The sequence below is a fragment of the Halomonas sp. YLGW01 genome (assembly GCF_014840935.1).
GTDB lineage: Bacteria > Pseudomonadota > Gammaproteobacteria > Pseudomonadales > Halomonadaceae > Onishia.
In genome coordinates this window covers 2,216,337-2,242,703 of record NZ_CP062005.1, presented here as the reverse complement: position 1 = coordinate 2,242,703, position 26,367 = coordinate 2,216,337, and the positions used below count along the sequence as shown (strand labels likewise).

At 65.8% G+C, this 26,367-nt stretch carries 27 protein-coding genes; 21 read left to right on the top strand and 6 right to left on the bottom strand.

What is annotated here, in order from left to right:
• Window positions 1-42: 42 nt before the first annotated feature.
• The 15 genes from mutL (at window position 43) to IEJ03_RS10315 (ending at window position 17,029) form a co-directional block, all read left to right on the top strand.
• A complete protein-coding gene (gene mutL, locus IEJ03_RS10385) occupies window positions 43-2,022 on the top strand; it encodes a DNA mismatch repair endonuclease MutL (protein ID WP_192034789.1) in 1,980 nt (659 codons plus the stop codon).
• A gap of 8 nt (window positions 2,023-2,030) precedes the next feature.
• Window positions 2,031-2,984 (top strand): tRNA (adenosine(37)-N6)-dimethylallyltransferase MiaA, encoded by a 954-nt coding sequence (gene miaA / locus IEJ03_RS10380; protein WP_192034788.1) that lies wholly within the window; start codon window positions 2,031-2,033, stop codon window positions 2,982-2,984.
• Between the two features lie 128 nt (window positions 2,985-3,112).
• Window positions 3,113-3,358: an RNA chaperone Hfq gene (gene hfq, locus IEJ03_RS10375; protein ID WP_192034787.1), complete on the top strand. Its 246-nt coding sequence runs from the start codon at window positions 3,113-3,115 to the stop codon at window positions 3,356-3,358.
• 14 nt (window positions 3,359-3,372) lie between these two features.
• Entirely contained in the window at window positions 3,373-4,689 is a 1,317-nt protein-coding gene (gene hflX / locus IEJ03_RS10370; protein WP_192034786.1) for a ribosome rescue GTPase HflX, read from the top strand.
• Between the two features lie 154 nt (window positions 4,690-4,843).
• Complete coding sequence (hflK, locus tag IEJ03_RS10365) at window positions 4,844-6,076, top strand: FtsH protease activity modulator HflK (RefSeq protein ID WP_192034785.1); 1,233 nt, start codon at window positions 4,844-4,846, stop codon at window positions 6,074-6,076.
• The gene (gene hflC / locus IEJ03_RS10360) at window positions 6,076-6,960 is read left to right on the top strand and encodes a protease modulator HflC (protein WP_192034784.1); all 885 of its coding nucleotides are present in this window, start codon (window positions 6,076-6,078) and stop codon (window positions 6,958-6,960) included. Before hflK ends, hflC begins: the two co-directional genes overlap by 1 nt.
• A 260-nt stretch (window positions 6,961-7,220) precedes the next feature.
• On the top strand, window positions 7,221-8,402 hold the full coding sequence (locus IEJ03_RS10355) for an ATP phosphoribosyltransferase regulatory subunit (protein WP_192034783.1): 1,182 nt from the start codon (window positions 7,221-7,223) through the stop codon (window positions 8,400-8,402).
• 52 nt (window positions 8,403-8,454) lie between these two features.
• Window positions 8,455-9,750, top strand: a complete 1,296-nt coding sequence (locus tag IEJ03_RS10350; RefSeq protein ID WP_192034782.1) for an adenylosuccinate synthase — start codon at window positions 8,455-8,457, stop codon at window positions 9,748-9,750.
• 296 nt (window positions 9,751-10,046) lie between these two features.
• Window positions 10,047-10,514, top strand: coding sequence for an SUF system Fe-S cluster assembly regulator (locus IEJ03_RS10345; protein ID WP_192034781.1), 468 nt, complete (start codon window positions 10,047-10,049; stop codon window positions 10,512-10,514).
• 50 nt (window positions 10,515-10,564) lie between these two features.
• On the top strand, window positions 10,565-12,007 hold the full coding sequence (gene sufB, locus IEJ03_RS10340) for a Fe-S cluster assembly protein SufB (RefSeq protein ID WP_192034780.1): 1,443 nt from the start codon (window positions 10,565-10,567) through the stop codon (window positions 12,005-12,007).
• A gap of 82 nt (window positions 12,008-12,089) precedes the next feature.
• On the top strand, window positions 12,090-12,842 hold the full coding sequence (gene sufC / locus IEJ03_RS10335; RefSeq protein ID WP_192034779.1) for a Fe-S cluster assembly ATPase SufC: 753 nt from the start codon (window positions 12,090-12,092) through the stop codon (window positions 12,840-12,842).
• A complete protein-coding gene (gene sufD, locus IEJ03_RS10330; protein ID WP_192034778.1) occupies window positions 12,839-14,197 on the top strand; it encodes a Fe-S cluster assembly protein SufD in 1,359 nt (452 codons plus the stop codon). Before sufC ends, sufD begins: the two co-directional genes overlap by 4 nt.
• Window positions 14,198-14,199: 2 nt before the next feature.
• Complete coding sequence (locus IEJ03_RS10325; RefSeq protein ID WP_277950325.1) at window positions 14,200-15,441, top strand: cysteine desulfurase; 1,242 nt, start codon at window positions 14,200-14,202, stop codon at window positions 15,439-15,441.
• Window positions 15,442-15,461: 20 nt separating this feature from the next.
• Window positions 15,462-16,034, top strand: a complete 573-nt coding sequence (gene sufT / locus IEJ03_RS10320; protein ID WP_192034777.1) for a putative Fe-S cluster assembly protein SufT — start codon at window positions 15,462-15,464, stop codon at window positions 16,032-16,034.
• A 107-nt stretch (window positions 16,035-16,141) separates the two neighbouring features.
• Window positions 16,142-17,029 carry an ElyC/SanA/YdcF family protein gene (locus IEJ03_RS10315; RefSeq protein WP_242457935.1) on the top strand — a complete coding sequence of 296 codons (888 nt, stop codon included), beginning with the start codon at window positions 16,142-16,144 and terminating at the stop codon, window positions 17,027-17,029.
• Here the strand turns inward: IEJ03_RS10315 and IEJ03_RS10310 are convergent.
• The 4 genes from IEJ03_RS10310 to IEJ03_RS10295 form a co-directional block, all read right to left on the bottom strand.
• Window positions 16,956-17,396: a hypothetical protein gene (locus IEJ03_RS10310; protein WP_192034776.1), complete on the bottom strand. Its 441-nt coding sequence runs from the start codon at window positions 17,394-17,396 to the stop codon at window positions 16,956-16,958. The two genes, IEJ03_RS10315 and IEJ03_RS10310, sit on opposite strands and share 74 nt — an antisense overlap.
• Before the next feature lie 104 nt (window positions 17,397-17,500).
• A complete protein-coding gene (gene rimK / locus IEJ03_RS10305; protein ID WP_192034775.1) occupies window positions 17,501-18,409 on the bottom strand; it encodes a 30S ribosomal protein S6--L-glutamate ligase in 909 nt (302 codons plus the stop codon).
• 23 nt (window positions 18,410-18,432) lie between these two features.
• Window positions 18,433-18,870, bottom strand: coding sequence for a RimK/LysX family protein (locus IEJ03_RS10300; protein WP_192034774.1), 438 nt, complete (start codon window positions 18,868-18,870; stop codon window positions 18,433-18,435).
• A gap of 12 nt (window positions 18,871-18,882) precedes the next feature.
• Window positions 18,883-19,914: a DUF3549 family protein gene (locus tag IEJ03_RS10295; protein WP_192034773.1), complete on the bottom strand. Its 1,032-nt coding sequence runs from the start codon at window positions 19,912-19,914 to the stop codon at window positions 18,883-18,885.
• A gap of 371 nt (window positions 19,915-20,285) precedes the next feature.
• Between IEJ03_RS10295 and IEJ03_RS10290 the strand changes: the two genes are divergently transcribed.
• From IEJ03_RS10290 to IEJ03_RS10270, 5 genes are all read left to right on the top strand, one after another.
• Entirely contained in the window at window positions 20,286-21,035 is a 750-nt protein-coding gene (locus IEJ03_RS10290; RefSeq protein WP_192034772.1) for an amino acid ABC transporter substrate-binding protein, read from the top strand.
• Between the two features lie 12 nt (window positions 21,036-21,047).
• Window positions 21,048-21,722, top strand: a complete 675-nt coding sequence (locus tag IEJ03_RS10285; RefSeq protein ID WP_192034771.1) for an amino acid ABC transporter permease — start codon at window positions 21,048-21,050, stop codon at window positions 21,720-21,722.
• On the top strand, window positions 21,719-22,474 hold the full coding sequence (locus IEJ03_RS10280; protein WP_192034770.1) for an amino acid ABC transporter ATP-binding protein: 756 nt from the start codon (window positions 21,719-21,721) through the stop codon (window positions 22,472-22,474). The genes IEJ03_RS10285 and IEJ03_RS10280 overlap by 4 nt, the downstream gene beginning before the upstream one ends.
• Before the next feature lie 72 nt (window positions 22,475-22,546).
• Complete coding sequence (locus IEJ03_RS10275) at window positions 22,547-22,882, top strand: YqcC family protein (protein ID WP_192034769.1); 336 nt, start codon at window positions 22,547-22,549, stop codon at window positions 22,880-22,882.
• 25 nt (window positions 22,883-22,907) lie between these two features.
• On the top strand, window positions 22,908-23,408 hold the full coding sequence (locus IEJ03_RS10270; protein ID WP_192034768.1) for a gamma-glutamylcyclotransferase family protein: 501 nt from the start codon (window positions 22,908-22,910) through the stop codon (window positions 23,406-23,408).
• Between the two features lie 122 nt (window positions 23,409-23,530).
• Here the strand turns inward: IEJ03_RS10270 and brnQ are convergent, their stop codons facing one another.
• Entirely contained in the window at window positions 23,531-24,865 is a 1,335-nt protein-coding gene (gene brnQ / locus IEJ03_RS10265) for a branched-chain amino acid transport system II carrier protein (RefSeq protein ID WP_202884364.1), read from the bottom strand.
• 165 nt (window positions 24,866-25,030) lie between these two features.
• The gene (locus IEJ03_RS10260; RefSeq protein WP_192034766.1) at window positions 25,031-25,636 is read right to left on the bottom strand and encodes an OmpW family outer membrane protein; all 606 of its coding nucleotides are present in this window, start codon (window positions 25,634-25,636) and stop codon (window positions 25,031-25,033) included.
• Window positions 25,637-25,974: 338 nt separating this feature from the next.
• Here IEJ03_RS10260 and IEJ03_RS10255 point away from each other — a divergent pair, with 338 nt between their 5' ends.
• On the top strand, window positions 25,975-26,259 hold the full coding sequence (locus tag IEJ03_RS10255; protein ID WP_207116423.1) for a cyd operon YbgE family protein: 285 nt from the start codon (window positions 25,975-25,977) through the stop codon (window positions 26,257-26,259).
• Window positions 26,260-26,367 lie beyond the last annotated feature (108 nt).

Here is a 26,367-nt window from a genome sequence, read left to right as displayed (position 1 = left end):
GGCGGCCACGGGCGGCTCCCTTTCAGTAATATCAGAGATGCTATGACAGACAGGCATGCCATCCAGGTGCTCGATCCGCGCCTGGCCAACCAGATCTCCGCCGGTGAGGTGGTCGAGCGCCCCGCCTCGGTGATCAAGGAACTCGTCGAGAATGCCATCGATGCCGGCAGCCGGCGCATCGAACTGGAGCTCGAGGCGGGCGGTGCCCGGCTGATCAAGGTGCGTGACGATGGCTCGGGCATCGGCGAAAGCGACCTGCCGCTGGCGCTGGCTCGCCACGCGACCAGCAAGATCACCTCCCTCGACGACCTCGAGGGGGTGGCGAGCCTCGGTTTTCGTGGCGAGGCGCTGGCCTCCATCAGTGCGGTCTCGCGGCTGGAGCTGACCTCGAACGTCAGCGATGATCCTCGCGAGGGCTGGCGGGTAGTGGCCGAGGGCCGGCGCATGGAAGCCCGTGTCACCCCGGCCCCGCATCCTCGCGGCACCTCGGTGATCGTGCGGGATCTGTTCTTCAATACCCCGGCGCGGCGCAAGTTCCTGCGCACCGAGAAGACCGAGTTCGGCCACGTCGAGGAGGCCTTCCGGCGTCTGGCCCTGTCGCGCTTCGACATCGGCTGGACCCTGCGCCACAACCAGAAGACCCTCCACCAGCTGCGCCCCGGCGATGACGATGCCTCCCGGGAGCGGCGTATCGGGGCACTGCTCGGCCGCAAGTTCCTGGACAACGCCCTGCACCTGGATATCGAGGCCAGCGGCCTGCGTCTCTCGGGCTGGGTGGGTCTGCCGACCCATGCCCGAGCCCAGGCGGATCAGCAGTATTTCTTCGTCAACGGCCGGGTGGTGCGTGACCGTCTGGTGGCGCACGCGGTCCGTCAGGCCTATCGGGACGTGCTCTTCCACGGCCGCCACCCGGTGTTCGTGCTCTACCTGGAGCTCGACCCCTCGGTGGTCGATGTCAATGTGCACCCCACCAAGCACGAGGTGCGCTTCCGCGATGGCCGGCTGGTGCACGACTTCCTGTTCTCGAGCCTGCATCGGGCACTGGGCGAGGTGCGCCCCAACAGCGACGCTCCCGGCTCGGAAGGCAGCGGGGAGGAGGCGAGCGCTGCGGCCGCGGTTGACGCGCAGGGCTCTCCCCGGATGGGGGCGGCTGCCGGTCAGGCGAGTGAAGCCAACGAGGCGGGTGAGGGCGGTCGCTGGCAACAGCAACCGATGGCGCTGCGTCCGGCAAGTGAGGAGCGCCACCCCGGCGCCAGCAAGGTCCGCGAGTTCATGGCGGGCTATCATGCCCTGCACCCGGATCATGAAGAGAGCCTGCTGACCCCCCAGGCCAGCCCGCCGGGAGGCGTGGCCGCCGGCACGGCGCTGGCCGAGCGGGAGGAGGCCAGGGCCGCCCGGACGCCCGTGCCGCCCATGGCCGAAGACGATGCCACCCAGGCGCCCCCCATGGGCTACGCCGTGGCCCAGCTGCACGGGGTCTATATTCTCGCCCAGACCGAGCGGGGCATGGTGGTGGTGGACATGCACGCCGCCCACGAACGGATCACCTACGAGCGCATGAAGACGCAGGTGCACGGCGATGCCCTGGAGGCTCAGCCGCTGCTGGTACCGGTGTCGCTGGCGGCGAGTCCTGCCGAGGTGGCCACCGCCGAGGCCGAGCGCGAGGCCTTCACCCGCCTTGGGGTCGAGCTCGACGTGGCCGGCCCCGAGACGCTGCTGGTGCGTCAGGTGCCGACTCTGCTGGCCGATGCGGATGTCGAGCCGCTGATTCGTGACATGCTCGGCGATCTCGAGCGCTACGGCCGCTCGGACCGCCTCGAGGCCCAAATCAACGAGCTGCTTTCCACCATGGCCTGCCACGGCAGCGTGCGCGCCAACCGCCGGCTGTCGATCGCCGAGATGAATGCCCTGCTGCGCGACATGGAGCGCACCGAGCGCAGCGGACAGTGCAATCACGGCCGTCCGACCTGGTTCGAGATGTCGATGCACGAGCTCGACAAGCGTTTCCTGCGGGGGCAATGATGAGCACGATGACAACGAACGGTGAGGCGGATGATCGCCCGCTGGCGATCCTGCTGATGGGCCCCACCGCGGCGGGCAAGACCGACCTGGCGATGGCGCTGCACGAGCGCCTGGGCTGTGAGCTGATCAGCGTCGACTCGGCGATGGTCTATCGCGGCATGGACATCGGTACCGCCAAACCGAGCCCCGAGGAGCTGGCCCGGGCACCGCATCGCCTGATCGATATTCGCGATCCCGCCGAGCCCTACTCGGCGGAGGACTTTCGCCAGGATGCGCTGGGCGAGATGGCCGCCATCAGCCAGGCCGGCGGCATTCCGCTGCTGGTCGGCGGCACCATGATGTATTACAAGCACCTCACCGAGGGGGTGGCCAACCTGCCGAGCAGTGACCCCGAGGTGCGCGCCGGCATCGAGGCGCTGGCCGCCGAACGGGGGCTTTCCGCGGTGCATGAGGCGCTCGCCGAAGTCGATCCGGACTCGGCGGCGCGCATCCATGCCAACGATCCCCAGCGGCTGATGCGGGCGCTGGAAGTGCAGCGCATCACTGGTCGTTCGATGACGGCGCTGTGGCGCGAGCAGCGTCGTGAAACCTTTCCCTATCGTACGCTGTCCATCGCCGTGTCCCCTGCGGATCGCAGCGTGCTGCATGCCCGCATTGCCCGGCGCTTCGATGCCATGCTGGCCCAGGGCTTCCTCGAGGAAGTCGCCGCCCTGCGCGAGCGAGCCGACCTGCATCCGGGACTGCCCTCGATGAAGAGCGTCGGTTATCGTCAGGCTTGGGAGCATCTGGAGGGCCACTACGGTCGGGAGGAGCTTCGCGAGCGCGGGGTGATCGCGACCCGGCAGCTGGCCAAGCGCCAGCTGACCTGGCTGCGGCGCTGGCCTGACCTGCACTGGCTCGATAGCCAGGGCGCAGCCCTGCTCGACGAGGTCCTGAATCTCGTGCGCCGCTGCGGGACATAGCGTAAGATAGGCGGTTGGATTGGTTCGCACTTTTCGAACCGCACACGACCCGTGCCACGGAAGGGCCAAGCCTGCACCGGGGCCGATAAAAACGACATCAAGCTAAGAGACAGATTAGGGAGAGCAAAATGTCCAAGGGGCAATCCCTCCAAGACCCGTACCTGAACATCCTGCGCAAGGAGCGCATTCCGGTATCGATCTTCTTGGTCAACGGTATCAAGCTGCAGGGACAGATCGAGTCCTTCGACCAGTTCGTGATCCTGCTGCGTAATACCGTCAGCCAGATGGTGTACAAGCACGCAATCTCGACGGTCGTGCCGTCGCGCAACGTGCGCCTGCCCGCCCAGGACCCTGCGGTGGCCCAGGAAAGCTGATCACGAGGTACTGATTGTTTTTTGAACGTCCCGACGCCGGAGAGACGGCGATCCTCGTCCATGTCGACTTCCAGGACGAGCAGGAGCGCGAAGACCCGGGGGAATTCCTCGAGCTGGTGCGCTCCGCCGGTGCCGAGCCGGCTACCCTGATGCAGGGCAGCCGGAGCCGGCCCGATTCCCGCACCTTCATCGGCAGTGGCAAGCTCGAGGAGCTCAAGGAGCTGCGCGAGATTCACCATGCCGAGCTGGTGATCTTCAATCATGCCCTGAGTCCTTCCCAGCAGCGCAACGTCGAGCAGGCGTTGAAGTGCCGGGTGCTCGACCGTACCGGGCTGATCCTCGACATCTTCGCCCAGCGTGCGCGCACCCATGAAGGCAAGCTGCAGGTCGAACTGGCGCAGCTCGAGTACATGTCCACGCGCCTGGTGCGTGGCTGGACCCACCTCGAGCGCCAGAAGGGCGGCATCGGCCTGCGTGGCCCCGGCGAGACGCAACTCGAGACCGACCGTCGCCTGTTGCGCGGACGCATCAAGGCGATTCACAAGCGCCTCGACAAGGTCCGCTCCCAACGCGAGCAGAATCGCCGCGCCCGGGCGCGTGCGGAGATTCCCAGCGTCTCGCTGGTGGGCTACACCAACGCCGGCAAGTCGACGCTGTTCAACAGCGTGACCGAGGCCAGCGTCTACGCCGCCGACCAGCTGTTCGCGACCCTCGACCCGACCCTGCGTCGGCTCGAGATCGAGGACGTGGGGCCGGTGGTGCTGGCCGATACCGTGGGCTTCATCCGCCACCTGCCCCACAAGCTGGTCGAGGCCTTCCGTGCCACCCTGCAGGAAGCCGCCGAGGCCAGCCTGCTGGTGCACGTGATCGATGCCGCCGACCCGGATCGTGAGCTCAACGTGGCCCAGGTCGAAGGCGTGCTCGAGGAGATCGGGGCCGATGAGGTGCCGTGCCTGCGGGTGATGAACAAGATCGACCTGTTCGACAGCGCGCCGCGTATCGAGCGCGACGGCGAGGGCCGCCCGGTGTCGGTATGGGTCTCGGCGCAACAGGGCCTGGGCCTCGATCTGCTCCAGCAGGCGCTGTCCGAGTGCCTCGCCGAGGACGTGCTCGATACCTCTCTGGCGCTGGCGCCGGAGCAGGGCAAGCTGCGCGCCGGCCTGCACGAGCTGGGTGCGGTGCGCGAGGAGCGTTTCGATGAGCAGGGCCGCTCGCTGCTCGACATTCGCCTGCCCAGGCGCGAGTTCATGCAGCTGATGGCACGCCTCGGTGAAAGGGCCGAGGCCTATTTGCCGCCCGAGGAGCAGGAAAAGCCGGTCTGGGAGCCATAAGGGTTTTCTGATACCCGCCCGACAGGGCAAGATGGTTTTTGCCGCTGCCGGCAGTATGGCCGGGCAACCGAACAGGGCATGACGATCGCATCGCATGTCGCGTCGAGGTTTCGCCTCGGCGCAGGACGCAGTCAACGCAGAGTGGAGAGTACGTATGGCTTGGAATGAGCCTGGTGGAGGCAACCAGCACGACCCCTGGAGCGGGGGCGGCCGGCGCGGCGGGAGCGGCGGCGGCAATGGGGGTGGAGGCAACAATCAGGGGCCTCCCGACCTCGACGAAGCCCTGAAGAAGTTCCAGGACAAGATCAATGGTCTGCTGGGTGGGCGCGGCAAGCGGGGCGGCGGCGGAGGCAAGCCGGGAGGCGGTCGCCGCAATACCTTCGCCTTGCCGGGCCTCTTGATCGTGATCGCGTTGGCCGTCTGGGCCGCGTCGGGCTTCTATCTGGTCGATCAGTCCGAGCGCGGGGTGGTGCTGCGCTTCGGCAAGTTCCAGGAGATCGTGACGCCGGGCCTGCACTGGAATCCGCCGCTGGTGGATGAGGTGCGCATGGTCAACGTGACCCGGGTGCGTTCCCTGACCCAGACACAGTCGATGCTGACCGAAGACGAGAACATCGTATCCGTCGAGATCTCGGCTCAGTATCAGGTCTCCAATCCGCGTGATTTCGTGCTTAATGTCCGCAATCCCGAGGTGAGTCTCGAGAATGCCCTGGACTCCGCGCTTCGCCATGTGGTCGGCGGCACCGAGATGATCGATATCCTGACCTCCGGTCGTGAGATCCTCGGCAGTGCGGTGAGCAGTCGCCTGCAGTCCTATCTGGACAGCTATGGCACGGGGCTGCTCTTGCAGACCATCAACATCGAATCGACCGCGCCGCCGGATGCTGTGCAGGACGCCTTCGATGATGTGATTCGTGCCCGCGAGGATCGCCAGCGCACCATCAACGAGGCCATGGCCTATGCCAACGCGATCATTCCCGCCGCCCAGGGGCAGGCGCAGCGTCTGATCGAACAGGGCCAGGGCTATCGGGAATCGGTGGTGGCCGAGGCGCAGGGTAAGGCCAACCGCTTCAATTCGCTGCTGACCCAGTACAAGGGCGCTCCGGGTGTGATGCGTGAACGCCTCTACCTCGACACCATGAGCGAAGTGTTGGGCCGTACCGACAAGGTGCTGGTCGATGCCGAGTCCAGCCCGATGATGTACCTGCCGCTGGATCAGCTGCGTTCGGGCAGCAAGTCGGGGCAGAGCGGTCAGAACAACCAGGATGCCAATGCTCAGGATATCGACCCTCAGCTGCTGGAGCGCCTGCGTGGCCAGGGCCAGCAGTCCAGTCGCAGTTCAGGTTCCAGCAATAGCACCAGCGGTATCCAGAGGGAGGGCCGGTAATGATCAATAATCGCTCCCTGCTGATCGTCGGCGGCCTCGCAGCCGTCGCCTGGTTGGCCAGTAACAGCCTGTACATCGTCGATGAGACCGAGCGTGCGGTTAAGCTGCGCTTCGGTGAGGTCATCGAGGAGAACATTCAGCCTGGCCTGCACGTGAAGATTCCGATCACCCAGACGGTGAGGACCTTCGATACCCGTGTGCTCACGCTGGATACCGACGCCAGCCGCTACCTGACCCTCGAGCAGAAGGCGGTGATCGTCGACTCCTACGTCAAGTGGCAGGTGGTGAACCCGACCCGCTACTACGAGGCTACCGCCGGAGACGAGATGATGGCCGTACGCCTGATTCAGCCCCGCGTCGACGAGAGCCTGCGTAACCAGTTCGGCCGCCTGAACCTGCAGCAGATCATCTCCGAGCGACGCGATGACCTGATGACCGGTCCGACCCAGGAGCTCGACAGCCTGATGCGCGACGAGCTTGGCGTGGCGATCCGCGATATCCGCGTCAAGCGTATCGATCTGCCGGAAGACGTCTCCTCGGCGGTCTACTCGCGCATGCGCTCCGAACGTGAGCGTCAGGCGCGGGAATGGCGTGCGCAGGGCCAGGAAGAGTCCGAGCGTATCCGCGCCAATGCCGATCGTCGTCGTCAGGTGCTGCTGGCGCAGGCTCAGTCCCGCTCCGAGACGCTGCGCGGTGAGGGTGATGCCGAGGCCGCGGCGATCTATTCCGATGCCTATCAGCAGGATGAGGAGTTCTACTCCTTCTGGCGTAGCCTCGACGCCTACCGCGAGAGCTTCGGCGGGGGCGGCAACATGATGGTGCTCGATCCGTCGAGCGACTTCTTCCGCTACCTCAAGAGCCCGTCGCCTCAGGGCGGCGAGTGACCGTGCTCGCCTAGGCAGGCGATGCCGGGCACGCTGAGCGGGGCGATGAGCGCCCCGCTCAGGGTTCATCACCGACACAAACGTGGTAGAATCCTGAGACCGGGCGTTGCCCGGTTTTTTTGTGGGCGTTGCCGCGAGTCAGGCGACACCGTTTCCGTGAGTCAGACGACTCGGGGCCGTGGATGATATAGCGGCCTTTAAGAGATTTCGTGATTCCGGTCGGCGCCCGGATAGGCCATTCAACCTTGGCAGGACAGATCATGACCATCGCTGACCGCTGGTTGCTCCCCGACGGCATGGATGAAGTGCTGCCGCCCCAGGCGGCGCGCATGGAAGAGCTGCGTCGGGCGCTGCTCGACCTCTACCATCGCTGGGGGTACGATCAGGTGATGCCGCCCCCCCTCGAGTTTCTCGACTCGCTGCTGACCGGCACCGGTACCGACCTCGACCTGCAGACCTTCAAGCTTACCGATCAGCTCACTGGCCGCATGATGGGGGCCAGTGCCGACGTCACGCCGCAGGTGGCGCGCATGGATGCTCACTCCCTCAAGCGTCAGGGACCGGTGAGACTGTGCTACTGCACCAATGTGCTGCGAGCCAAGTCCGACCAGCATCAAGGCAGTCGCAGCCCGGTACAGGTCGGCGTCGAGCTGTTCGGCCATGCCGGCCTCGAGGCGGATCTGGAGATCCTTCGCCTGGCGCTGTCCAGCGTCAAGGCGGCCGGCGCCCAGGAGGTTCACCTGGCGCTGGGCCATATCGGCCTCTATCGTAGCCTGGTGCAGGCCGCCGAACTGGGGCATGCCGAGGAGCGGGCCATCTTCGCGGCCCTGGAGCTCAAGTCACCGGGAGAGCTGTCGGCCTGCGTCGCGGCAAGCGTCAAGGACCCGGCCCTGGCCGAGATGTTCCTTGCGCTGGTCGAGCTGCACGGTGGCCTCGAGGTGCTCGACGAGGCGCGTCACGCCTTCGCCGAGGCGCCGGCCCCGGTCGCCGCCGCCCTGGATCAGCTGGCCGCCCTCTGCGAGGGTGTGGCAGCTGCCGATCCGCAGCTCGATATCTATATCGATCTGGCCGAGCTGCGTGGTTATGAGTATCACACCGGCATGATGTTCGCCGCCTATGTGCCGGGCTACGGCCAGGCACTGGCCAAGGGCGGACGCTATGACGATACCGGGCGGGCCTTCGGTCGCGCGCGCCCGGCCACCGGGTTCTCGATGGACCTCAAGCTGCTGGCGACCCTCGAGGAGCAGCAGCCTCCCTGCGACGGCATCTGGGCCCCGGCCGATGAGGCCCCAGGCCTCGCCGAGGTCGTGCAAGGCCTGCGTCAGGCCGGCGAACGCGTGGTGCAGGCCCTGCCAGGCCAGCGCACCGGGCCTGCCGAGCACCGCTGCGATCGCAAGCTGGTGCGCATGGGTGATGACTGGCAGGTGTCTCACCTGGCCTGAGGCCGGCGATGAGGCTTCGATTGGCGGATTCTTTGATCAAGAGACGAGAGCAATGGGCAAGAACGTAGTCGTACTGGGCACCCAATGGGGTGACGAAGGCAAGGGCAAGGTCGTCGACCTGCTGACCGAATCGGCCGCCGCAGTGGTGCGCTTTCAGGGCGGGCACAATGCCGGCCATACCCTGGTCATCGACGGTGAAAAAACCGTCCTGCACCTGATTCCTTCCGGCATTCTGCGGGACGACAAGACCTGCGTGATCGGCAATGGCGTCGTGTTGTCGCCGGAGGCGCTGATCAAGGAAATCCGCGAACTGGAGGCCAAGGGTGTGCCGGTCCGCGAGCGCCTGCGCCTGTCGCCGGCCTGTCCGCTGATCCTGTCCTATCACGTACGCTTGGACCAGGCGCGCGAGAAGGCACGCGGCGTGGCCAAGATCGGCACCACCGGTCGGGGTATCGGCCCGGCCTACGAAGACAAGGTCGCGCGTCGTGGCCTGCGTCTTGGAGATCTGCAGCACCGTGAGCGCTTCGCCTCCAAGCTCGGTGAGGTGCTGGATTATCACAACTTCGTGCTGACCCAGTATCACGGCGAAGAGCCGGTCGATTTCCAGCAGGTGCTCGACGAGGCCATGAAGATGGGCGAGGATCTGCGCCCGATGGTCTGCGATACCGTGGGTCTGGTGCACGATGTCCGCAAGGCCGGCGAGAACATCCTCTTCGAGGGCGCTCAGGGTTCGCTTCTGGACATCGACCACGGCACCTACCCCTTCGTGACCAGCTCCAACACTACCGCAGGCGGCACTGCCACCGGTTCCGGTGTCGGCCCGCTGTATCTCGACTACGTGCTGGGCATCACCAAGGCCTACACCACGCGCGTCGGATCCGGCCCGTTCCCCACCGAGCTGTTCGATGATCACGGTCGCCACCTGGCCGAGAAGGGCCACGAGTTCGGCGCCACCACCGGCCGCGCCCGTCGCTGCGGTTGGTTCGATGCCGTGGCACTGCGCCATGCGGTGCAGATCAACTCCGTCTCCGGCCTGTGCCTGACCAAGCTCGACGTGCTCGATGGCCTGGAGAACATCCGCGTCTGCATCGGCTATCGCAGCAAGGATGGCGATGTGCTGGACACCCCGGTGGACTCCGAGGGCTATGAGGCCATCGAGCCGCTCTACCACGACCTGCCGGGCTGGACCGAGTCGACCATCGGCGTCAAGCGGGTCGAAGACCTGCCGGCCAATGCGCGGGGCTATATCAGCTTCCTCGAGGAGCAGGTGGGCACGCCCATTGATATCATCTCGACCGGACCGGATCGCAACGAGACCATCGTGCTGCGTAACCCGTTCGACGCCTGAGCCGGCGCGTCCACCGCGCGCTGACTGATCGCAAACACCCCCGCCGGGCTTCCCGGCGGGGGTGTTTGCGTTGGTACTCGCGCCTTGAGGCAAGGGTAGGGGATGGGATTTATAAATAATAATAGTTGTCATTATTGATGGTATCGGCGTCGATCGTGCCGCTTTCTGGCGACAGGCGGGCGGGTGGCGAGGGGCAAGGCTTCACATCGTCCTTATACAGGACTAAAATGGTCCCCAATCCGAGGCCACCTCGCCAGGCAGACCGCCACCGCGCCTTGCGCTCTAGGAGTGCCGCCATGCTGAAACTGTCCCGCTTGACCGATTATGCCGCTGTGGTCATGGCGCAGATCGCCCGTCACCCGGAGCAGCCGCATGCCGCCGCCGAGCTGGCCGAAGCGGTCCAGCTGCCGCACCCTACGGTGAGCAAGACGCTGAAGATGCTGGTGCGGGCGGGGCTCTTGCTGTCTCAGCGCGGGGCCCAGGGCGGCTACCGCCTGGCGCGGCCGGCCTCCCAGATCAGCGCCATCGACATCATCACCGCCATCGAAGGCCCGGTGGCCATGACCGAGTGCAGCCAGGACGATGGCGACTGCGATCTCGCCGCGACCTGCGGGGTGTCCGACAACTGGCAACGGGTGTCGCTTGCGGTGCGCACCCTGCTCGACAGCGTGACCCTGGCGCATCTGGCCGAGACCACGCCGATCAAGTTGCCGGTCAGGCTTCCCATTCAATCCGTGACCCTGGCCAGCGAGGCCGGTCGCTAACGTACAACGCCCGGATTCCTCGATTCCAATTGCCCGGGAGGAGACAGATCATGGCAAGTGAAGAAATGGAGCAGCTTGTCCGTCGCGAATATACCCAAGGGTTCGTGACTGACATCGAAAGCGACACGATGCCGCCCGGCCTCGACGAGAGCACCATCGCCTTCATCTCGAAGAAGAAGGGCGAGCCGGAGTGGATGCTCGAGTGGCGCCTCAAGGCCTACCACCAGTGGCTGAAGATGACCTCACCGTCCTGGGCGCATCTCGATTACCCGCCCATCGACTATCAGGCGATCTCCTACTACAGCGCGCCGAAGAAGGACGAGGATCGTCCGCAGAGCCTCGATGAGGTCGACCCCAAGCTGCTCGAGACCTACGAGAAGCTCGGCATTCCGCTGCATGAGCGGGCGGCCCTGGCCGGCGTCGCCGTGGACGCGGTCTTCGATTCGGTGTCCGTGACCACGACCTTCAAGGACAAGCTGGCCGAGGCCGGGGTGATCTTCTGCTCGATCTCGGAGGCCATCCGCGACTACCCGGAGCTGATCAAGCAGTATCTCGGCACCGTGGTGCCGGCCGCCGACAACTATTTCGCGGCGCTGAATTCCGCGGTGTTCACCGACGGCTCCTTCGTCTTCGTCCCCGAGGGCGTGACCTGCCCGATGGAACTCTCCACCTACTTCCGCATCAACGCCGCCAACACCGGGCAGTTCGAGCGGACCCTGATCATCTGCGAGAAGCAGGCCCAGGTCTCCTACCTCGAGGGCTGCACCGCGCCACAGCGAGACGAGAACCAGCTGCACGCGGCGGTGGTCGAGCTGGTGGCACTGGAGGATGCCTACATCAAGTACTCCACGGTGCAGAACTGGTACCCGGGCGACGAGGATGGCAAGGGCGGCATCTACAACTTCGTGACCAAGCGCGGCGACTGCCGCGGCGATCGCTCGCGGATCAGCTGGACTCAGGTCGAGACCGGCTCGGCGATCACCTGGAAGTACCCGTCCTGCGTCCTGCGCGGCAAGGACAGCATCGGCGAGTTCTATTCGGTGGCGGTGACCAACGGTCGCCAACAGGCCGATACCGGCACCAAGATGATCCACCTTGGCGAGGGCAGCCGCTCCAGCATCATCTCCAAGGGCATCTCCGCCGGCCGCAGCAACCAGTCCTATCGTGGTCTGGTCAAGATCGGCCCGCGGGCCAAGGGCGCACGCAACTTCACCCAGTGCGACTCGCTGCTGATCGGCGATCAGTGCGGTGCTCACACCTTCCCCTATCAGGAGATCGGCAACAGCACCGCCACCGTCGAGCACGAGGCGACCACCTCGAAGATCGGCGAAGACCAGCTGTTCTACTGCCAGAGCCGCGGGATCTCCGAGGAGGATGCGGTCAGCATGATCGTCAACGGCTTCTGCAAGGATGTGTTCCAGGAGTTGCCGATGGAGTTCGCCGTCGAGGCCGAGGCGCTGCTGAACGTGACATTGGAGGGTGCCGTCGGCTAAGCCCGCACGGCCCTGGTATACGTCATCAGTCATCGAATCTTTCAAGGCCGCGCGGCGGCCCGAACCGAATCAAGGTGTCAACATGCTCGAAGTCAAGGACCTGCACGTCACGGTGGAAGGCAAGGAAATCCTCAAGGGCCTCTCGCTGACGATCAATGCCGGTGAGGTGCATGCCATCATGGGCCCCAACGGGGCCGGCAAATCGACCCTGTCGGCGGTGATCGCCGGCAAGGACGGCTATGAAGTGACCGGCGGCTCGATCACCTTCGAAGGCAAGGACGTGCTGGAGATGGACATCGAGGAGCGTGCCTGCGCCGGCATGCTGCTGGGCTTCCAGTATCCGGTCGAGATCCCGGGGGTGAAGAACATCTATCTGCTCAAGGCGGCGCTGAACGCCCAGCGTGCGGCTCGAGGCGAGGACGAGATCCCGGCGCCGGAGTTCATGAAGCTGGTGCGGGAGAAGATCCAGTTCATGAAGATGGACTCAAGCTTCCTGCAGCGCGCCGTCAACGAAGGCTTCTCCGGCGGCGAGAAGAAGCGCAACGAGATCCTGCAGATGCTCTTACTGCAGCCCAAGCTCGCGATGCTCGACGAGATTGACTCCGGCCTCGACATCGACGCCATGAAGGTGGTCGCCGACGGCGTCAACTCCCTGCGCGATGCCAACCGCGCCATCCTGATGGTCACCCACTATCAGCGCCTGCTCGATCACATCGTGCCGGACGTGGTGCACGTGCTGGTCGATGGCCGAATCGTCAAGACCGGCGGCAAGGAGCTGGCGCTGGAACTCGAGGCCCGCGGCTATGACTGGGTCCTGGAGGAATCCGCGGCATGAGCGACGAACAGACCTTTCTCGATGCCCTGAGCGCGCGGGGCGCGAACCGCGGTGCCGAGCCGACCTGGATCGCCGCCCGTCGCCAGGCGGGGGCGGCACGCTTCGAGGCACTGGGCTTCCCGACCCGCCGTGACGAGGCCTTCAAGTACACCGACGTGCGCGCCATCGCCCGGGGTACCTTTACCCTGGCCCAAGACGCCAAGGACCTGACGCCGCTGTCACCGGCGACCGCGGCGGCCCTGACGCTGCCGATCGAGGCACTGCGCCTGACCTTCGTCGACGGCCTCTTCGCCCCGGAGCTCTCTGACCTGTCGGCCCTTCCGGCTGGTATCAGCGTCGAGCCGCTGTCCCAGGCGCTGGCCGACAACCACGAAGCCGTGGGCGGCGCCCTCGGGCGTCTCGCGGGCGTCGATTTCTCGCCGTTCACGGCGCTCAACACCGCCTTCGCCGAGGAGGGCGCGGTGATCCGCCTGGCGCCGGGCGCGGTGGTGAAGACACCGATCCTGGTGCAGTTCCTGTCCCGCGCCAACCAGGCGCCGGTGATGAGCCACCCACGGGTGCTGATCGAGGCCGGTGCGCGCAGTCAGGCCACGGTGATCGAGCATCAGGTGGGTGAGGCGGGTGCCGCCAACTTCTCTAACCTGGTCTCCGAGGTGATGCTTGAGCGCGGGGCGATCCTTACCCACTACAAGCTGCAGGAAGCCTCTCTCGAGGACCTGCATGTCTCGAGCCTGCATGTCGATCAGGGTCGCGACAGCCGCTTCACCTCCTTCAGCCTGAACCTGGGCGGAGCCCTGGTGCGCAACGATATCGTCGCCGAGCTCAATGCCCAGGGCGCCGAGGCCAATTACTATGGCCTGTTCTTCGCTCAGGGGCGTCAGCACGTCGATAACCACACCCTGGTGCATCACAATGCGCCCCACACCTTCTCCAACGAGAACTACAAGGGCATCCTCGGCGACCGGGCGCATGGCGTCTTCAACGGCCGGGTTGTGGTGCGCCGCGATAGCCAGAAGATCGAGGCGCATCAGAACAACGCCAACCTGCTGCTCTCCGACCGGGCCGAGATCGACACCAAGCCCGAGCTCGAGATCTACGCCGATGACGTCAAGTGCTCCCACGGGGCCACCACCGGCCAGCTCGACGAAGAGGCGATCTTCGCCCTCCGGGCGCGTGGCATCGACGAGGAAACGGCTCGCGGCCTGCTGACCCTGGCCTTCGCCGGCGAGGTGATGGATCGGGTGGCGCTGGATGCCGTGGCCGAGCGGGTCGAGCGCACGGTGGCCGGCAAGCTGCCGGAGCGCTTCAATCTGGCCGGGCTGGTCGAGGTCGCCGCCGCCCTGGATGAGGAGTGAGCATGACCGACTTCAGTGACCTGATGCTGGACGTGGCCAAGGTCCGCAGCGACTTCCCGATCCTCGATCGGGAGGTCCACGGCAAGCCGCTGGTGTATCTCGACAACGCCGCCACCTGCCAGACGCCGCGGCAGGTGATTGAGGTCTTCGACGACTACTATCGTCGTTATAACGCCAATATCCATCGCGGCCTGCATACCCTGTCCGATGAAGCCACCGCGGCCTTCGAGCGCAGTCGGGACAAGGTGCGAGCCTTCATCAATGCGCGCGAGATCCGCGAGGTGATCTTCACCCGGGGTACCACCGAGGCCATCAACCTGGTGGCCAATGCCTGGGGACGTGCCAATCTCAAGGCCGGCGACGAGGTGCTGATCTCGCAGCTCGAGCATCACTCCAACATCGTGCCCTGGCAGCTGCTGGCCGGCGAGATCGGCTTCACCATCAAGGTGATCCCGGTCGACGAGCGCGGTGTGCTGGATCAGGCCGCCTACCGTGATCTCTTCACCGAGCGCACGCGTCTGGTGGCGGTGAACCACGTCTCCAATGCCTTCGGTACCGTCAACCCGGTCGCCGAGATGGCGCGGGTGGCTCACGAGCATGATGCCTTGATTCTGGTCGACGGCGCCCAGGCCGCGCCCCACGAGCAGATCGACGTGGTGGCCATGGACGCCGACTTCTACGCCTTCTCCGGCCACAAGGTCTACGGGCCCACCGGCGTCGGCGTGCTCTATGGCAAGGCGGCGTTGCTCGAGGCCATGCCGCCCTGGCAAGGTGGGGGCGAGATGATCAAGACGGTCTCCTTCGAGGCCGGCAGCACCTTCGCCGATATCCCCCACAAGTTCGAGGCCGGCACCCCGGCGATCGCCGAGGTGATCGCGCTGGGCGCGGCGCTGGACTGGGTGTCCGGCATCGGCCTGCCGCTGATCCGCGCCTGGGAGCAGCGCCTCACCGAGCATGCCACTCAGGAGCTTTCGCGCATCGACGGCTTGCGGCTCCTGGGTACCGCCCCGGGCAAGGCCGCCGTGGTGTCCTTCGTGGTCGATGGAGCCCACAGTCAGGACATCGGCCTGCTGATCGATCAGCTCGGCGTGGCGATTCGCACCGGCCATCACTGTGCGCAGCCGCTGCTCGCCCACTTCGGCGTCGATGCCACCTGCCGCGCCTCCTTCGCCGCCTACAACACCCCCGAGGAGATCGACATCTTCGTCGAGTCCCTGGAGCGGGTGATCGGCATGGTGCGTTAACCAACCCCCGGAGGAGCCAGATGTCGGCCATGGAACAAATCGAAGGGCTCTACAAGGGCCAGGAAATGCCGCTGCAGCGGGACGTGGAGGTCATCTCCATTCCCTTCGGCAAGACGGTGACCCTCACCGAGGACAGCCTCGTCTCGGTGATGCAGGCCAAGGGCAGCAGCGTCAGCGTGGCCTTCGAGGGCCGCCTGTTCCTGATCGAGGGCGCCAACCTGGACGCCTTGGGGCTCGAGGCGCTGCCGCGCCCGACGCTGCCCGAGGGCGCCAGCGAGGAGCAGATCGAACAGTTCGTCTGGGATCAGTTGCGCACCTGCTTCGACCCGGAGATTCCGGTAGACATCGTCGAGCTGGGTCTGGTCTACGGCTGTCGCGTCGAGCGCCTGCTGACCGGCGAGCGTATCGTGACCATTCGCATGACGCTTACCGCGCCGGGCTGCGGCATGGGCGACGTGATCGCCGCCGATGCCCGCAACAAGATCCTGGGTGCCCCGCAGATCAGCAAGGTGCATGTCGAGATCGTCTTCGACCCGCCCTGGAGTCGCGAGATGATGAGCGAGGAGGCCCGGCTCGAGCTGGGCATGTTCTGAGCCGCTGGCCCGGCCGTGGGGAGCCCGTTGCTTTCTCTTCGAAGAGCCGGGCGTCGTGCCACCCGTCGCCCACCCCCTGGTGTGCCTGATAGCAGAAGGTAGGCCGCATGTACCTGAAATGGGCCAAGGCCCTGAGAGTCGTCCTGATGCTGCTGGGTGCCCTGGTGGTATGTCTGGCGCTGGTCGGGGCGGTGGCGAGCCTGTGGATGGTCGAGCGCACCCGGGGGCGCATCGATCATCAGCTCTCGCAGTGTGTCCAGTCGCCGGTCGGCATCGTCTTCGGCACCTCGCTCTGGAGTCGTCAGGGCGGGCGCAATCCCTACTTCGCGGCGCGTATCGAGGCCGCCGCCGCCCTGATGCGCGAGCGGCGCGTCGACCATCTCCTGCTGTCCGGCGACAACCGCACCCGCTACTACAACGAGCCCGTGAGCATGTGGCGTGAGCTGCGCGCCCGTCGCGTGCGGGACGTGGACATGACGCTGGATTACGCCGGCTTCAGCACCTTCGATACTCTGGTCCGGGCTCAGGCGGTGTTCGGCGTCGAGCGGGCGCTGCTGATCAGTCAGGACTGGCACTTGCCGCGGGCCATGTTTATCGCCGATGCCCTGGGCCTCGAGGTCGAGGGCTGTGCGGTACAGCCCGAGGCGGTGGACGGTGGCTGGCGCTTGCGGGCTCGGGAGTGGCTCGCACGACTGGCGACCCTGGGCGATCTCTATCTCTGGGGGCGGAAGGCCTACTTCCTGGGCCCCGAGGAGCCGTTGGAGGTGGCGCCTCCGCCGCGGGTCTCGAGGAGTGCCGTGGCGGCCGCCATTGGACTGCAGGAGGTGGGGGAAGGGCAGGAGGTGCGCGGCGGGCGTGCCAAGGGCGCACGCGATGGCGTGACGGGCGCCGGCAGTGAAAAGGCGGCCAGCAAGAAAGCGGTCAGCGCGCCTCTTTCTGCAGTCGATACAGTTCCCGAATCAGCGTCCGGCAGCCCTTCCAGCAGCGCTCGATGACTGGCTCGATGGAGTCGGGGAGCGGATGGGTATGCAGGGTGGCCAGGGCCTGCATCAGCACCCGTTCCTGCTCCAGCAGTTCGCCGATCAGCACCAGGCTGTCGTTGCCGACGAAGCTCTTCAGGCGGCTCCATAGCCACATGTAGTCATCACGCTCGACATCCGCGTCCCGGGGCAGCAGCTTGAGGTGACGCTTGGCCAGCGTCTGCAACGTCTGCATTTCCTTGTTGCGGGCTTCGTAATGCGGCTTCAACACCTCGCGCAGCGACGGACGCAGGCGTTCGATGTTGTCCTGGAAATAGTCGAGGCTGTCGGCCAGCGCTTCGAGCAGGCTGTCCATCGCCACTTGGCGATTATCGAGAAACATGAGCAGTCACCTCCTCCGGTGACGCAGATTGTGCGTGGGGAAACAGTGTTTTGCTACCCCCGGGCGAGAAAAAACTCCCGGGCTCCTGGCCCGGGAGTGCCGCGTCAGCCCTTGGGCTTCGGCGGGGCCTTGAACTTCGGGGCGGCGTACTTTTCCAGGTGCTCGACGATCTGGCCGGCGATGTCCTTGCCGGTGGCGGTCTCGATGCCCTGAAGCCCTGGCGATGAATTGACCTCCATGATCACCGGCCCATGGTTCGAGCGCAACAGGTCGACCCCGGCGACCCGCAGTCCCATGGCCTTGGCGGCGCGGATCGCGGTGGAGCGTTCCTCCGGGGTGATGCGGATCACGCTGGCGCTCCCGCCTCGATGCAGGTTGGAGCGGAATTCGCCCTCGGCGGCCTGGCGCTTCATCGAGGCCACCACCTTGTCACCGATCACCAGGCAGCGGATATCGGCGCCCTTGGCTTCCTTGATGTACTCCTGAACCATGATGTTGGCCTTCATGCCCATGAAGGCCTGGATCACGCTCTCTGCCGCCTGGTTGGTCTCGGCCAGCACGACGCCGATGCCTTGGGTGCCTTCCAGCAGCTTGATGACCAGCGGCGCCCCCTTGACCATGGTGATCAGGTCCGGGATGTCGTCGGGGGAGTGGGCGAAGCCGGTCACCGGCAGCCCCACGCCCTTGCGCGACAACAGCTGCAGGGAGCGCAGCTTGTCCCGGGAACGGGTGATGGCCACGTTGTCGTTGAGCACGTAGGTGCCCATCATCTCGAACTGGCGCAGTACCGCACAGCCGTAGAAGGTCACCGAAGAACCGATACGGGGAATCACCGCATCGAAGGTCTCGAGCTCCTCGCCCTTGTAGTGGATCGACGGCCGGTGCGAGGTGATGTTCATGTAGCAGCGCAGGGTATCGACGACCCGGATGCTATGGCCGCGCTGCTCCGCCGCCTCGATCAGGCGGCGAGTCGAATAGAGATGGCGATTGCGGGAAAGCAGGGCGATATGCATGCATCGGATCCTTGTAAAGGGGGTCAGGGCTCGCCGTGAAGGAAGGCGGCGCCGGGCGCGACCAGTAGGCGGCGCATGGCGCGCCGGCCGAGCAGCATCGGGTGACGCATGTCGCCCCGGTGCGTCAGGCTCAGCTCCGCCGGGAAGTCGAGCTCACCCATCTGCAGGCGGGTGCGCACCACGAAGCGCCATTCGGACTGGCCGTTGGAGCTGGTCACCAGTCGGCGGTCATGCAGGTGCAGGCGCACCGGGTGGGGCGGGCTGCCAGGCCCGCCTCCCCGGGTCACGAAGCTGACCCAGACATGGCCGTCTTCCTCGTAGGTCTCGATCTCCTCGGCGTGCAGGGCCGAGGTGCGCGCACCGGTATCGGCCTTGCAGCAAAGGGTCAGGCCCAGCTCGGGGAGTGTGACCATCTCGCGGCGACCGATGACCGCCTTGGCCTGATAGGGCAGTGCTTTCATGATCCCTCCGGGTCAGCGGTGGAGGTGGGCGAGCCGTTGTCCGACCGGGGAGTCGGCCGGCGCATCGCGCAGCTGCATCAGCAGAGGCAGGCGCAGGCGCGGAATCAGCGCCAGGTCGCGCACCACCGCGGTGAAGTCCACCGACGGTTGCTCGGCCAGGCGCTCGAGATAGCGCGGCAGGCGCTGGGCGTCTTCCAGGTGTTCCCAGCCGCGGGCGGCCATGGCGGCCAGCAGGTCCGGACCACAGGCGGCTGGGTCGTCCAGTAGCTCGCCGTACCAGGTGGCGACGCTCTCTTTCTGGCTTGCGCTCACTGCCCTCACGCAGGCGCAGAAGGTTTCGATGTCGCCCTCGCCGGCGGCCTGTTCGCCGCGCGCCCGAAGGGCCTGAATCAGCGCCGGTGCCAGGGTCACATGCTCGAGGCAGTAGCACAGCGAGTGCAGCACCTCGTTGGGCAGCGTGGGCAGCCGCTTGGCCAGGGCGTGGGCCTGATCGGTGTCATGACGAATCGCGAAGTCCGCCAGGCCCTGCAGGCCCAGCGCCTGCCACTGATTGGCCGGGTGATCGTCCTGGGCGCCGGTCAGGTAGTCCTCGGCGAGCTCCAGGTGCTCGCTGGCCGGACGATCCAGATCCCGGTTGGCGCGGGCATGCAGCATGGCCTGCAGCGGCAGGGGCGGCGTGAAGGCCAGCGGGTTGTCCTTCATCAGGTTGTCGACCCGGTGCTCCTCGCCCAGCGTCGCGACGCTGTGACCCAGGGTCTCGAGCAGGCGCTCGATGAAGGCATCCCGGGGGGCGGCCACCAGGTGTCCCTGCTCGTCCAGCGGCAGCGACAGGAACCAGATCAGCGGCTCCTCGACATCGCCCAGGGTGAAGACGCAGGCCAGCCGCGCCTGCCCCTGCCAGGGCACTGCCCAGGGCTGGCGCTGAGCCTCGAAGGCCGCCAGGTCGTCGAGCGAGCAGGGCGCCAGGCGTCGGCCCAGGTGATAGAGCCGCACCCGAGCACCGCTGCGCATGAAGAAGTCGTGAAGCGTCAAAATTGGCTGCATGGCACCTTCCCATAATCAAGCGGGCACTGTATCACTTTTGCCGGTTGCCTTGGCAGCCCCGGCCGGGTGGGGTGACCGGTGTTGGGTAAAAATCACCCAGTCATCGTCAGCGCCCATGACGTCCCGGTTAGCCAGGCTTGTCCAGTGGTTATCCACAGCTCTTTTCAGTGTTTCTGTGCATGACGGTCGTGAGAAAAATGGACGTTTTTTCGCCAGGGCGGAGCGATGGCGATGCAGGGGCGTTGTGAGGCAGATAGTCAGGCTCGATTGGCCGCAGCGGCCCAGCATCGTTAGCCTATGTTCCAAAGGGTAATAAGCTTTATAATGCCTTATTACCTAATGATCTCTTTCACCCATTTCAGGAGAGCACCATGCTGCGTTCCGTCACTCTGTCCCTGTTGGGCGCCGCCGCGTTGGCCACCACGGGCCTGACTCAGGCCGATGAGCCGCTCAAGGTCGGCATGTCCGGCGGCTACTTCCCCTTCACCTTCGTCGAGCAGGATGTGCTCCAGGGCTTCGAGGTGGATGTGCTGGAAGCCGTCGCCGACGAGATGGGGGTCGAGGTCAAGTTCGTCACCGCCAACTTCTCGGGCCTGTTCGGCATGCTCGAGTCCGGCCGCATCGACACCATCGCCAATCAGATCACCATCACCGAGGAGCGCGAGGCGAAGTATCGCTTCACCGAGCCCTATGTCTATGACGGCGCTCAGGTGGTGGTCAAGCGTGGCAACGACAGCATCCAGGGCGTCGAGGACCTGCGCGGCAAGTCGGTCGCGGTCAACCTGGGCTCCAATTACGAATCGCTGATCAATGAGCTGCCCTACGCCGACGAGATCGATATTCGCACCTACGAGAGCAATATCGAGCAGGACACCGCGCTTGGCCGGGTCGATGCCTTCGTCATGGATCGGGTCAGTGCCAGCCAGGTCATCAAGGAGAAGCCGCTGCCGCTTCAGCTGGCCGGTCAGCCCTTCTCCCAGATCCGTAATGCCCTGCCGTTCCGCGAGGACGACGCCGAACTGCGCGACCGCGTCGACACGGCGCTGGCGGCGTTGCGTGAAGACGGCACCCTGAGCGCGATCTCCAATCGCTGGTTCGGCAACGACATCACCCGCCCGTAATCGGGGGCCATGATGAGTGTGCTCGATTTCGATTACATGCTGGGGCTACTGCCGGTTCTGCTTCGCTATCTGCCCCTGACGCTCGAGATGGCGGCGGCTGGCATGGCGCTGGCCCTGGTGCTGGCCTGCCTGCTGGCCGTGATCCGGGTGCTGGCGATTCCAGGCCTGAATGCGGCCACCGTGCTGTTCATCTCGTTCTTCCGCGGCACGCCGCTGCTGGTGCAGCTGTTCCTGTTTTATTACGGGCTGCCCCAGGTGTTCAGTGCCCTGACCGAGATCAACGGCATCACCGCCACCATCCTCGGCCTGACCCTGCACTTCTCCGCCTACATGGCGGAGTCGATCCGCGCCGCCATCGTCGGCGTGGATCGCAGCCAGACCGAGGCGGCGCTGTCGATCGGCATGACCAACGCTCAGCTGATGCGCCGCATCGTGCTGCCCCAGGCGACCCGGGTCGCGGTGCCGACCCTGATGAACTACTTCATCGACATGATCAAGGCCACGTCGCTGGCCTTCACCCTGGGCGTCACGGAGCTGATGGGGGCCACCCAGAAGGAGGCCGCCGGCAGCTTCCTCTACTTCGAGGCCTTCATCATGGTCGCGGTGCTTTACTGGGGCATCGTCGAGCTGCTGGCCTGGCTGCAGCGACGCCTGGAGGCAAGATTCAACGAGGCCTATCAACGATGATCGCGGTAGAAGGACTGATCAAGCGCTTTCAGGGCAATGCGGTGCTCGATGGCATCGACCTGAAGATCGAACGGGGCGAGATCATCGTGGTGATCGGCCCGTCCGGGACCGGCAAGTCGACACTGTTGCGCTGTTTGAATTTCCTCGAGCGCCCGGATGCCGGGCGGATTCGCGTCGGCGATCTCGAGGTCGATGTCACCCGGCCTCGCAAGGCGGATATTCTGGCGCTGCGTCGCGCCACCGCCTTCGTGTTCCAGAACTATGCGCTGTTCGCCAACAAGACGGCGCTTGAGAACATCGCCGAGGGCCTGGTGGTGGTCAATCGCTGGCCCAAGGCCAAGGCGCACGCCCGGGCCCGCGAGATCCTCGAGCGCATCGGTCTTGCCGACAAGGCCGATGCCTATCCGGCCTCGCTGTCGGGAGGGCAGCAGCAGAGGGTCGGTATCGGGCGCGCCATGGCGGCTCAGGCCGAGGTGATCCTGTTCGATGAACCGACCTCGTCGCTGGACCCGGAGTGGGTCGAGGAGGTGCTGGGGCTGATGAAGCAGCTGGCCGCCGAGAGACAGACCATGCTGGTGGTGACCCACGAGATGGCCTTCGCCCGGGATGTGGCCGACCGGGTGATCTTCATGGAGGGCGGGCGCATCGTCGAGCAGGGACCACCCTCCGAGCTGTTCTCGTCGCCTCGCGACCCGCGCACCCGGGACTTCCTGCGCAAGGTGTTGGCGAATCAGCCGCCATTGGAGCACTGAGCCAGCGACGGCTGGCCAAGGTGAGGCTTGGTCGGGATAATGGGCAGTTTTGGGTTCGATCCGGGAGAGACTATGAGCGTTCACCAGCAACTCGACGAGGCGGTTCGCCGTCTGGAAGCGACCCTCAAGGCCTCGGACCTGTGGCGCGTAGAAGAGCCCTCGGCCGAGGCGCTGGCCAGCCAGCAGCCGTTCTGTGTCGATACCATGTCACTGCCTCAGTGGCTGCGCTTCGTCTTCATCGCGCGCCTCGATGCCATGATTGCCGCAAAAGCGGTACTGCCTGCCAACTGCAGTGTGGCACCGGCGGCCGATCTGTATCTCAAGCAGGAACAGGCGCGTGCCGGCGATCGGCTGCTGGTGGTCAAGGCCATCGAGGAAGTCGATCAGGTGATCAACGAGGCCTCCTGAGGCTCACGCAAGGCGAGGTTTGCCCATGCCTTACTACTTTGCCTACGGCAGCAACATGAACATGGCTCGAGTCGATGCGCGGATCGGCGAGACCCGGCGTGCCCTGGCCGGCGTGCTCAACGATTATCGGCTGCGTTTCGACAAGGCGTCCCGGGTTCCCGGGATCGCCCATGCCAACGTCCAGTGGGCCAGGGGGCAGCGGGTCGAGGGGGCGCTCTTCGAGCTGACGCATCCCGACCAGATCACGCTGATGGATCCCTTCGAGGGGCATCCGCACGATTACCGCCGGGTGCGCGAGTCGGTGCATACCGACGAGGGCCGCATCGAGGCCTGGGTCTATGTCGCCCAGCCGGATCGTATCGCCGAGGCGCTGAGACCGGCGCGGGAATACCTGGCCCATCTGCTGGCCGGAGAGGACTTCCTGTCGGCGGAGTATCATGCGGCCCTGGCGCGGGTCGAGGCCGTCGAGGGACTCGATGACGAAAGCCTGGCGGCGCTGGGGCTGCATCGGCATACCCCGCGCTGAGGCAAGGCCCCCCGGCCTGTCTGTTTCGGCCGCCATGCTGCCCGCTCCTGTGCAAGACGCCCGCTTCCCCTGGGAAGCGGGCGTCTTGCGTTCTGGCAGCGTGAAAGGGCGCGAGGGCCGCCTCAGTCGGCGAGAGCCGGGTCCAGCGAGGCCTCGCTGCGCCGGCTGATCGCCAGGCCCAGCAGCAGGCCAGCGGCGGCGGGCAGTAGCCAGCCGAAGCTGGTCGCGCCCAGCGGCAGCAGGGCCTGCAGGGCACTCGCCGGAGCGACCAGGGCCTCGACCCCGCTTGCGGCCAGGCCGTCCAGCAGGCTGGCGGCGAAGGTCAGGCCCAGGGTGCAGGAGAAGACTCGCGGCGCATCGGCCAGGCGGCGGCGCAGCATCGACAGGGCGATCAGGGCGATGGCCGGCGGATAGAGCGCCACCAGTACCGGCACCGACACGCGGATCAGGCTGTCCAGGCCCTGGTTGGCCACCAGCGCCGAGAAGGCGCCCATGATGATGACCATCCACCGGTAGGGCAGGCGCGGGAAGAGGCGATGGAAGTACTCGCCGCAGGCCGTCAGGAGTCCTACCGCCGTGGTCAGGCAGGCCAGGGTAATGATCACCGCCAGCAGCACCGGGCCGGTCGGGCCGAACAGCGCCTGCACATAGGTCGGAATCAGTGCGCCGTTATCGGCCCCGGCGGCCACCTCATGGCTGGTGGCGCCCATGTAGGCCAGCGGCAGGTAGACCGCGGCCAGGCAGGTGGCGGCGATCACTCCGGTCAACAGGGTATAGCGCATCAAGGCAGCACGATCCTCGATGCCGCGCTCGCGGATGGCACTGACGATCAGGATGCCGAAGACCAGCGAGGCCAGGGTATCCATGGTCAGGTAACCGTTCTCGAAGCCCTGGGCGAAGGGCGCCTCGACCCAGGCCTCGCTGACCGGGCCCAGCGGCCCTTGGGGAAAGAGCAGGGTGGCGGCGGCGATGACCATCAGCAGGAAGATCAGCAGGGGTGTGATCCACTTGCCGATCACGTCGACCAGGCGGCCGGGGCTCAGTGCCAGCAGGGTGGCGAGGCCGAAGAACAGCACCGAGTGAAGGGCCAGGCCGGTGCCCTCGGTCAGCTCGATGAAGGGGCGCATGCCCATCTCGAAGGCCACGGTGCCGGTGCGGGGCAGGGCGAACAGCGGGCCGATCGACAGATAGATCCCCAGGCCGAAGAGCATGGCGGCGGCCTTGGGCAGGGGGGAGGTCAGCCGGTCCAGGCCGCCGCCGACCATGGCCACGGCCACGATACCCAGCAGTGGCAGGCCGACACCGGTGGCCAGAAAGCCCAGAGCGGCGGGCCAGAAGGCCATGCCGGCGCCCTGGCCGACCTGCGGCGGGAAGATGATGTTGCCGGCCCCGAGGAAGAGGGCAAAGGTCATGAAGCCCAGCGCGAGCACCTCGAAACCGGAAAGACGCGTTGTCACGGGGAATACCTGCGAGTTGAGGGTGGAACGGATGGCGGAATAGGGATGTTTTCGGCGCGGTATTATCGTCGATCCGCCTGCTCGCAGCAAAAAAAACGCCGGGCCCAAGGCCCGGCGTGACATCGTGCTATGGCTGATTGGACACGTCCGATCAATCGCCTGTGATCAGAAGCGCAGGGTGATGCCACCCCCGATGGTCACGGGGTCGACGTCACCGGTGCCCAGGCTTGTGCTTCCTGAGCTCACGTCGGCCTCGACATCGGCATAGCTCACCGAGCCGTTGAGCAGCAGGTAGTCGGTGAGGGCGAGATCGACACCAATCTGACCGGTGGCCCCCCAGGAGTCATCGATGCTGAGGCCGCTGGGGGCGTTGGAGTAGTCGGTGTAGTTGACCCCGACGCCGACATAGGGCTGCACCTTGCCGCCGGTGCCGCCCAGCGGGTAGTAGTTGGCATAGAGGTTGACCGGCATGCGATCGACGCTGCCGATCCCCGAGCCATTGAGGCTCAGGTCGTGCTCGAAGGCTTCGCTGCCATTGAGCTCGACGCCGACCTTGTCGCTGAACAGGTAGCCCAGCCCGTAGGTGAAGCCGTTCTCGTCGGAGACATCCAGCTCGCTGCCGGCGACATTGCCGTTGTCGGAGGTGGGCTCCACCTGGGCGATGCCGCCACGGACGAAGACGTCGCCGGCCTGATAGGCCAGGGCCGTCTGCGTGGCCGCCAGGCCGGTGGTGGCGATAAGGGCAGCGGAGAAGAGAGTTGCCTTGCGCATGGAAGCCTCCTGAGTGCTTCTGGGGATCGAGATGATCGGCCGGCGGCCGATGTCAGTTCCAAGTTTGACAAGAGCATTATAGAAAACAGTGTTCTTTTTGCCTGATGATTTTTCCAATGACGCTGATAGTTACGATTGTCCCTTTTTATGGTGGTATTGGAGTGAGCGGGCACTCCTGTCATGCATCTTGTGTACAAGTAATGGTCAAGAAATGGCGGGGCGCGGCCGTGGCCGGCACGCCAGGGCGAGTGAGCTGGCCTTGGCTGGCTATGCTAGGAAGAACGTTGGCAGGATTCGCATTCGTGGCCGGCGGCCGCCGGCAGGGAGGACAGATGACTGTGCACCGGATCCAAGATGTCTGGCTGCCCTTTGGTGGCCTGCTGCTGTCGTCGCTTCTGGCGGTCGCATTGCTGTGGAGGCCGGAGACGCTCAGCGACTTGGCCTGGGGCTGGCGTCTGCCTCTGGTCGTGCTGGGTAGCTGGGCGCTGGGGGCAGGCTTCATGCACGGGCTGGGACTGGTGGTGACTCGCCCCTGGGGACGTCGGCTGTTGGCCGCGCCACTTTGCTGGTGGGGGCTCGCCGGTTTTGCACTGTTCGTGGCGGGGCGCTGGATACTGGGGTGAGGCCCTGGTGAGGGAGAGGCGTCCAGGCCTCGCGCCCTGGCCAGGGTGGGGCCGAAACGCAGCGGGGGCGCCAAGTGGCGCCCCCGCGGGTCTTGCGAGATCGGAAGA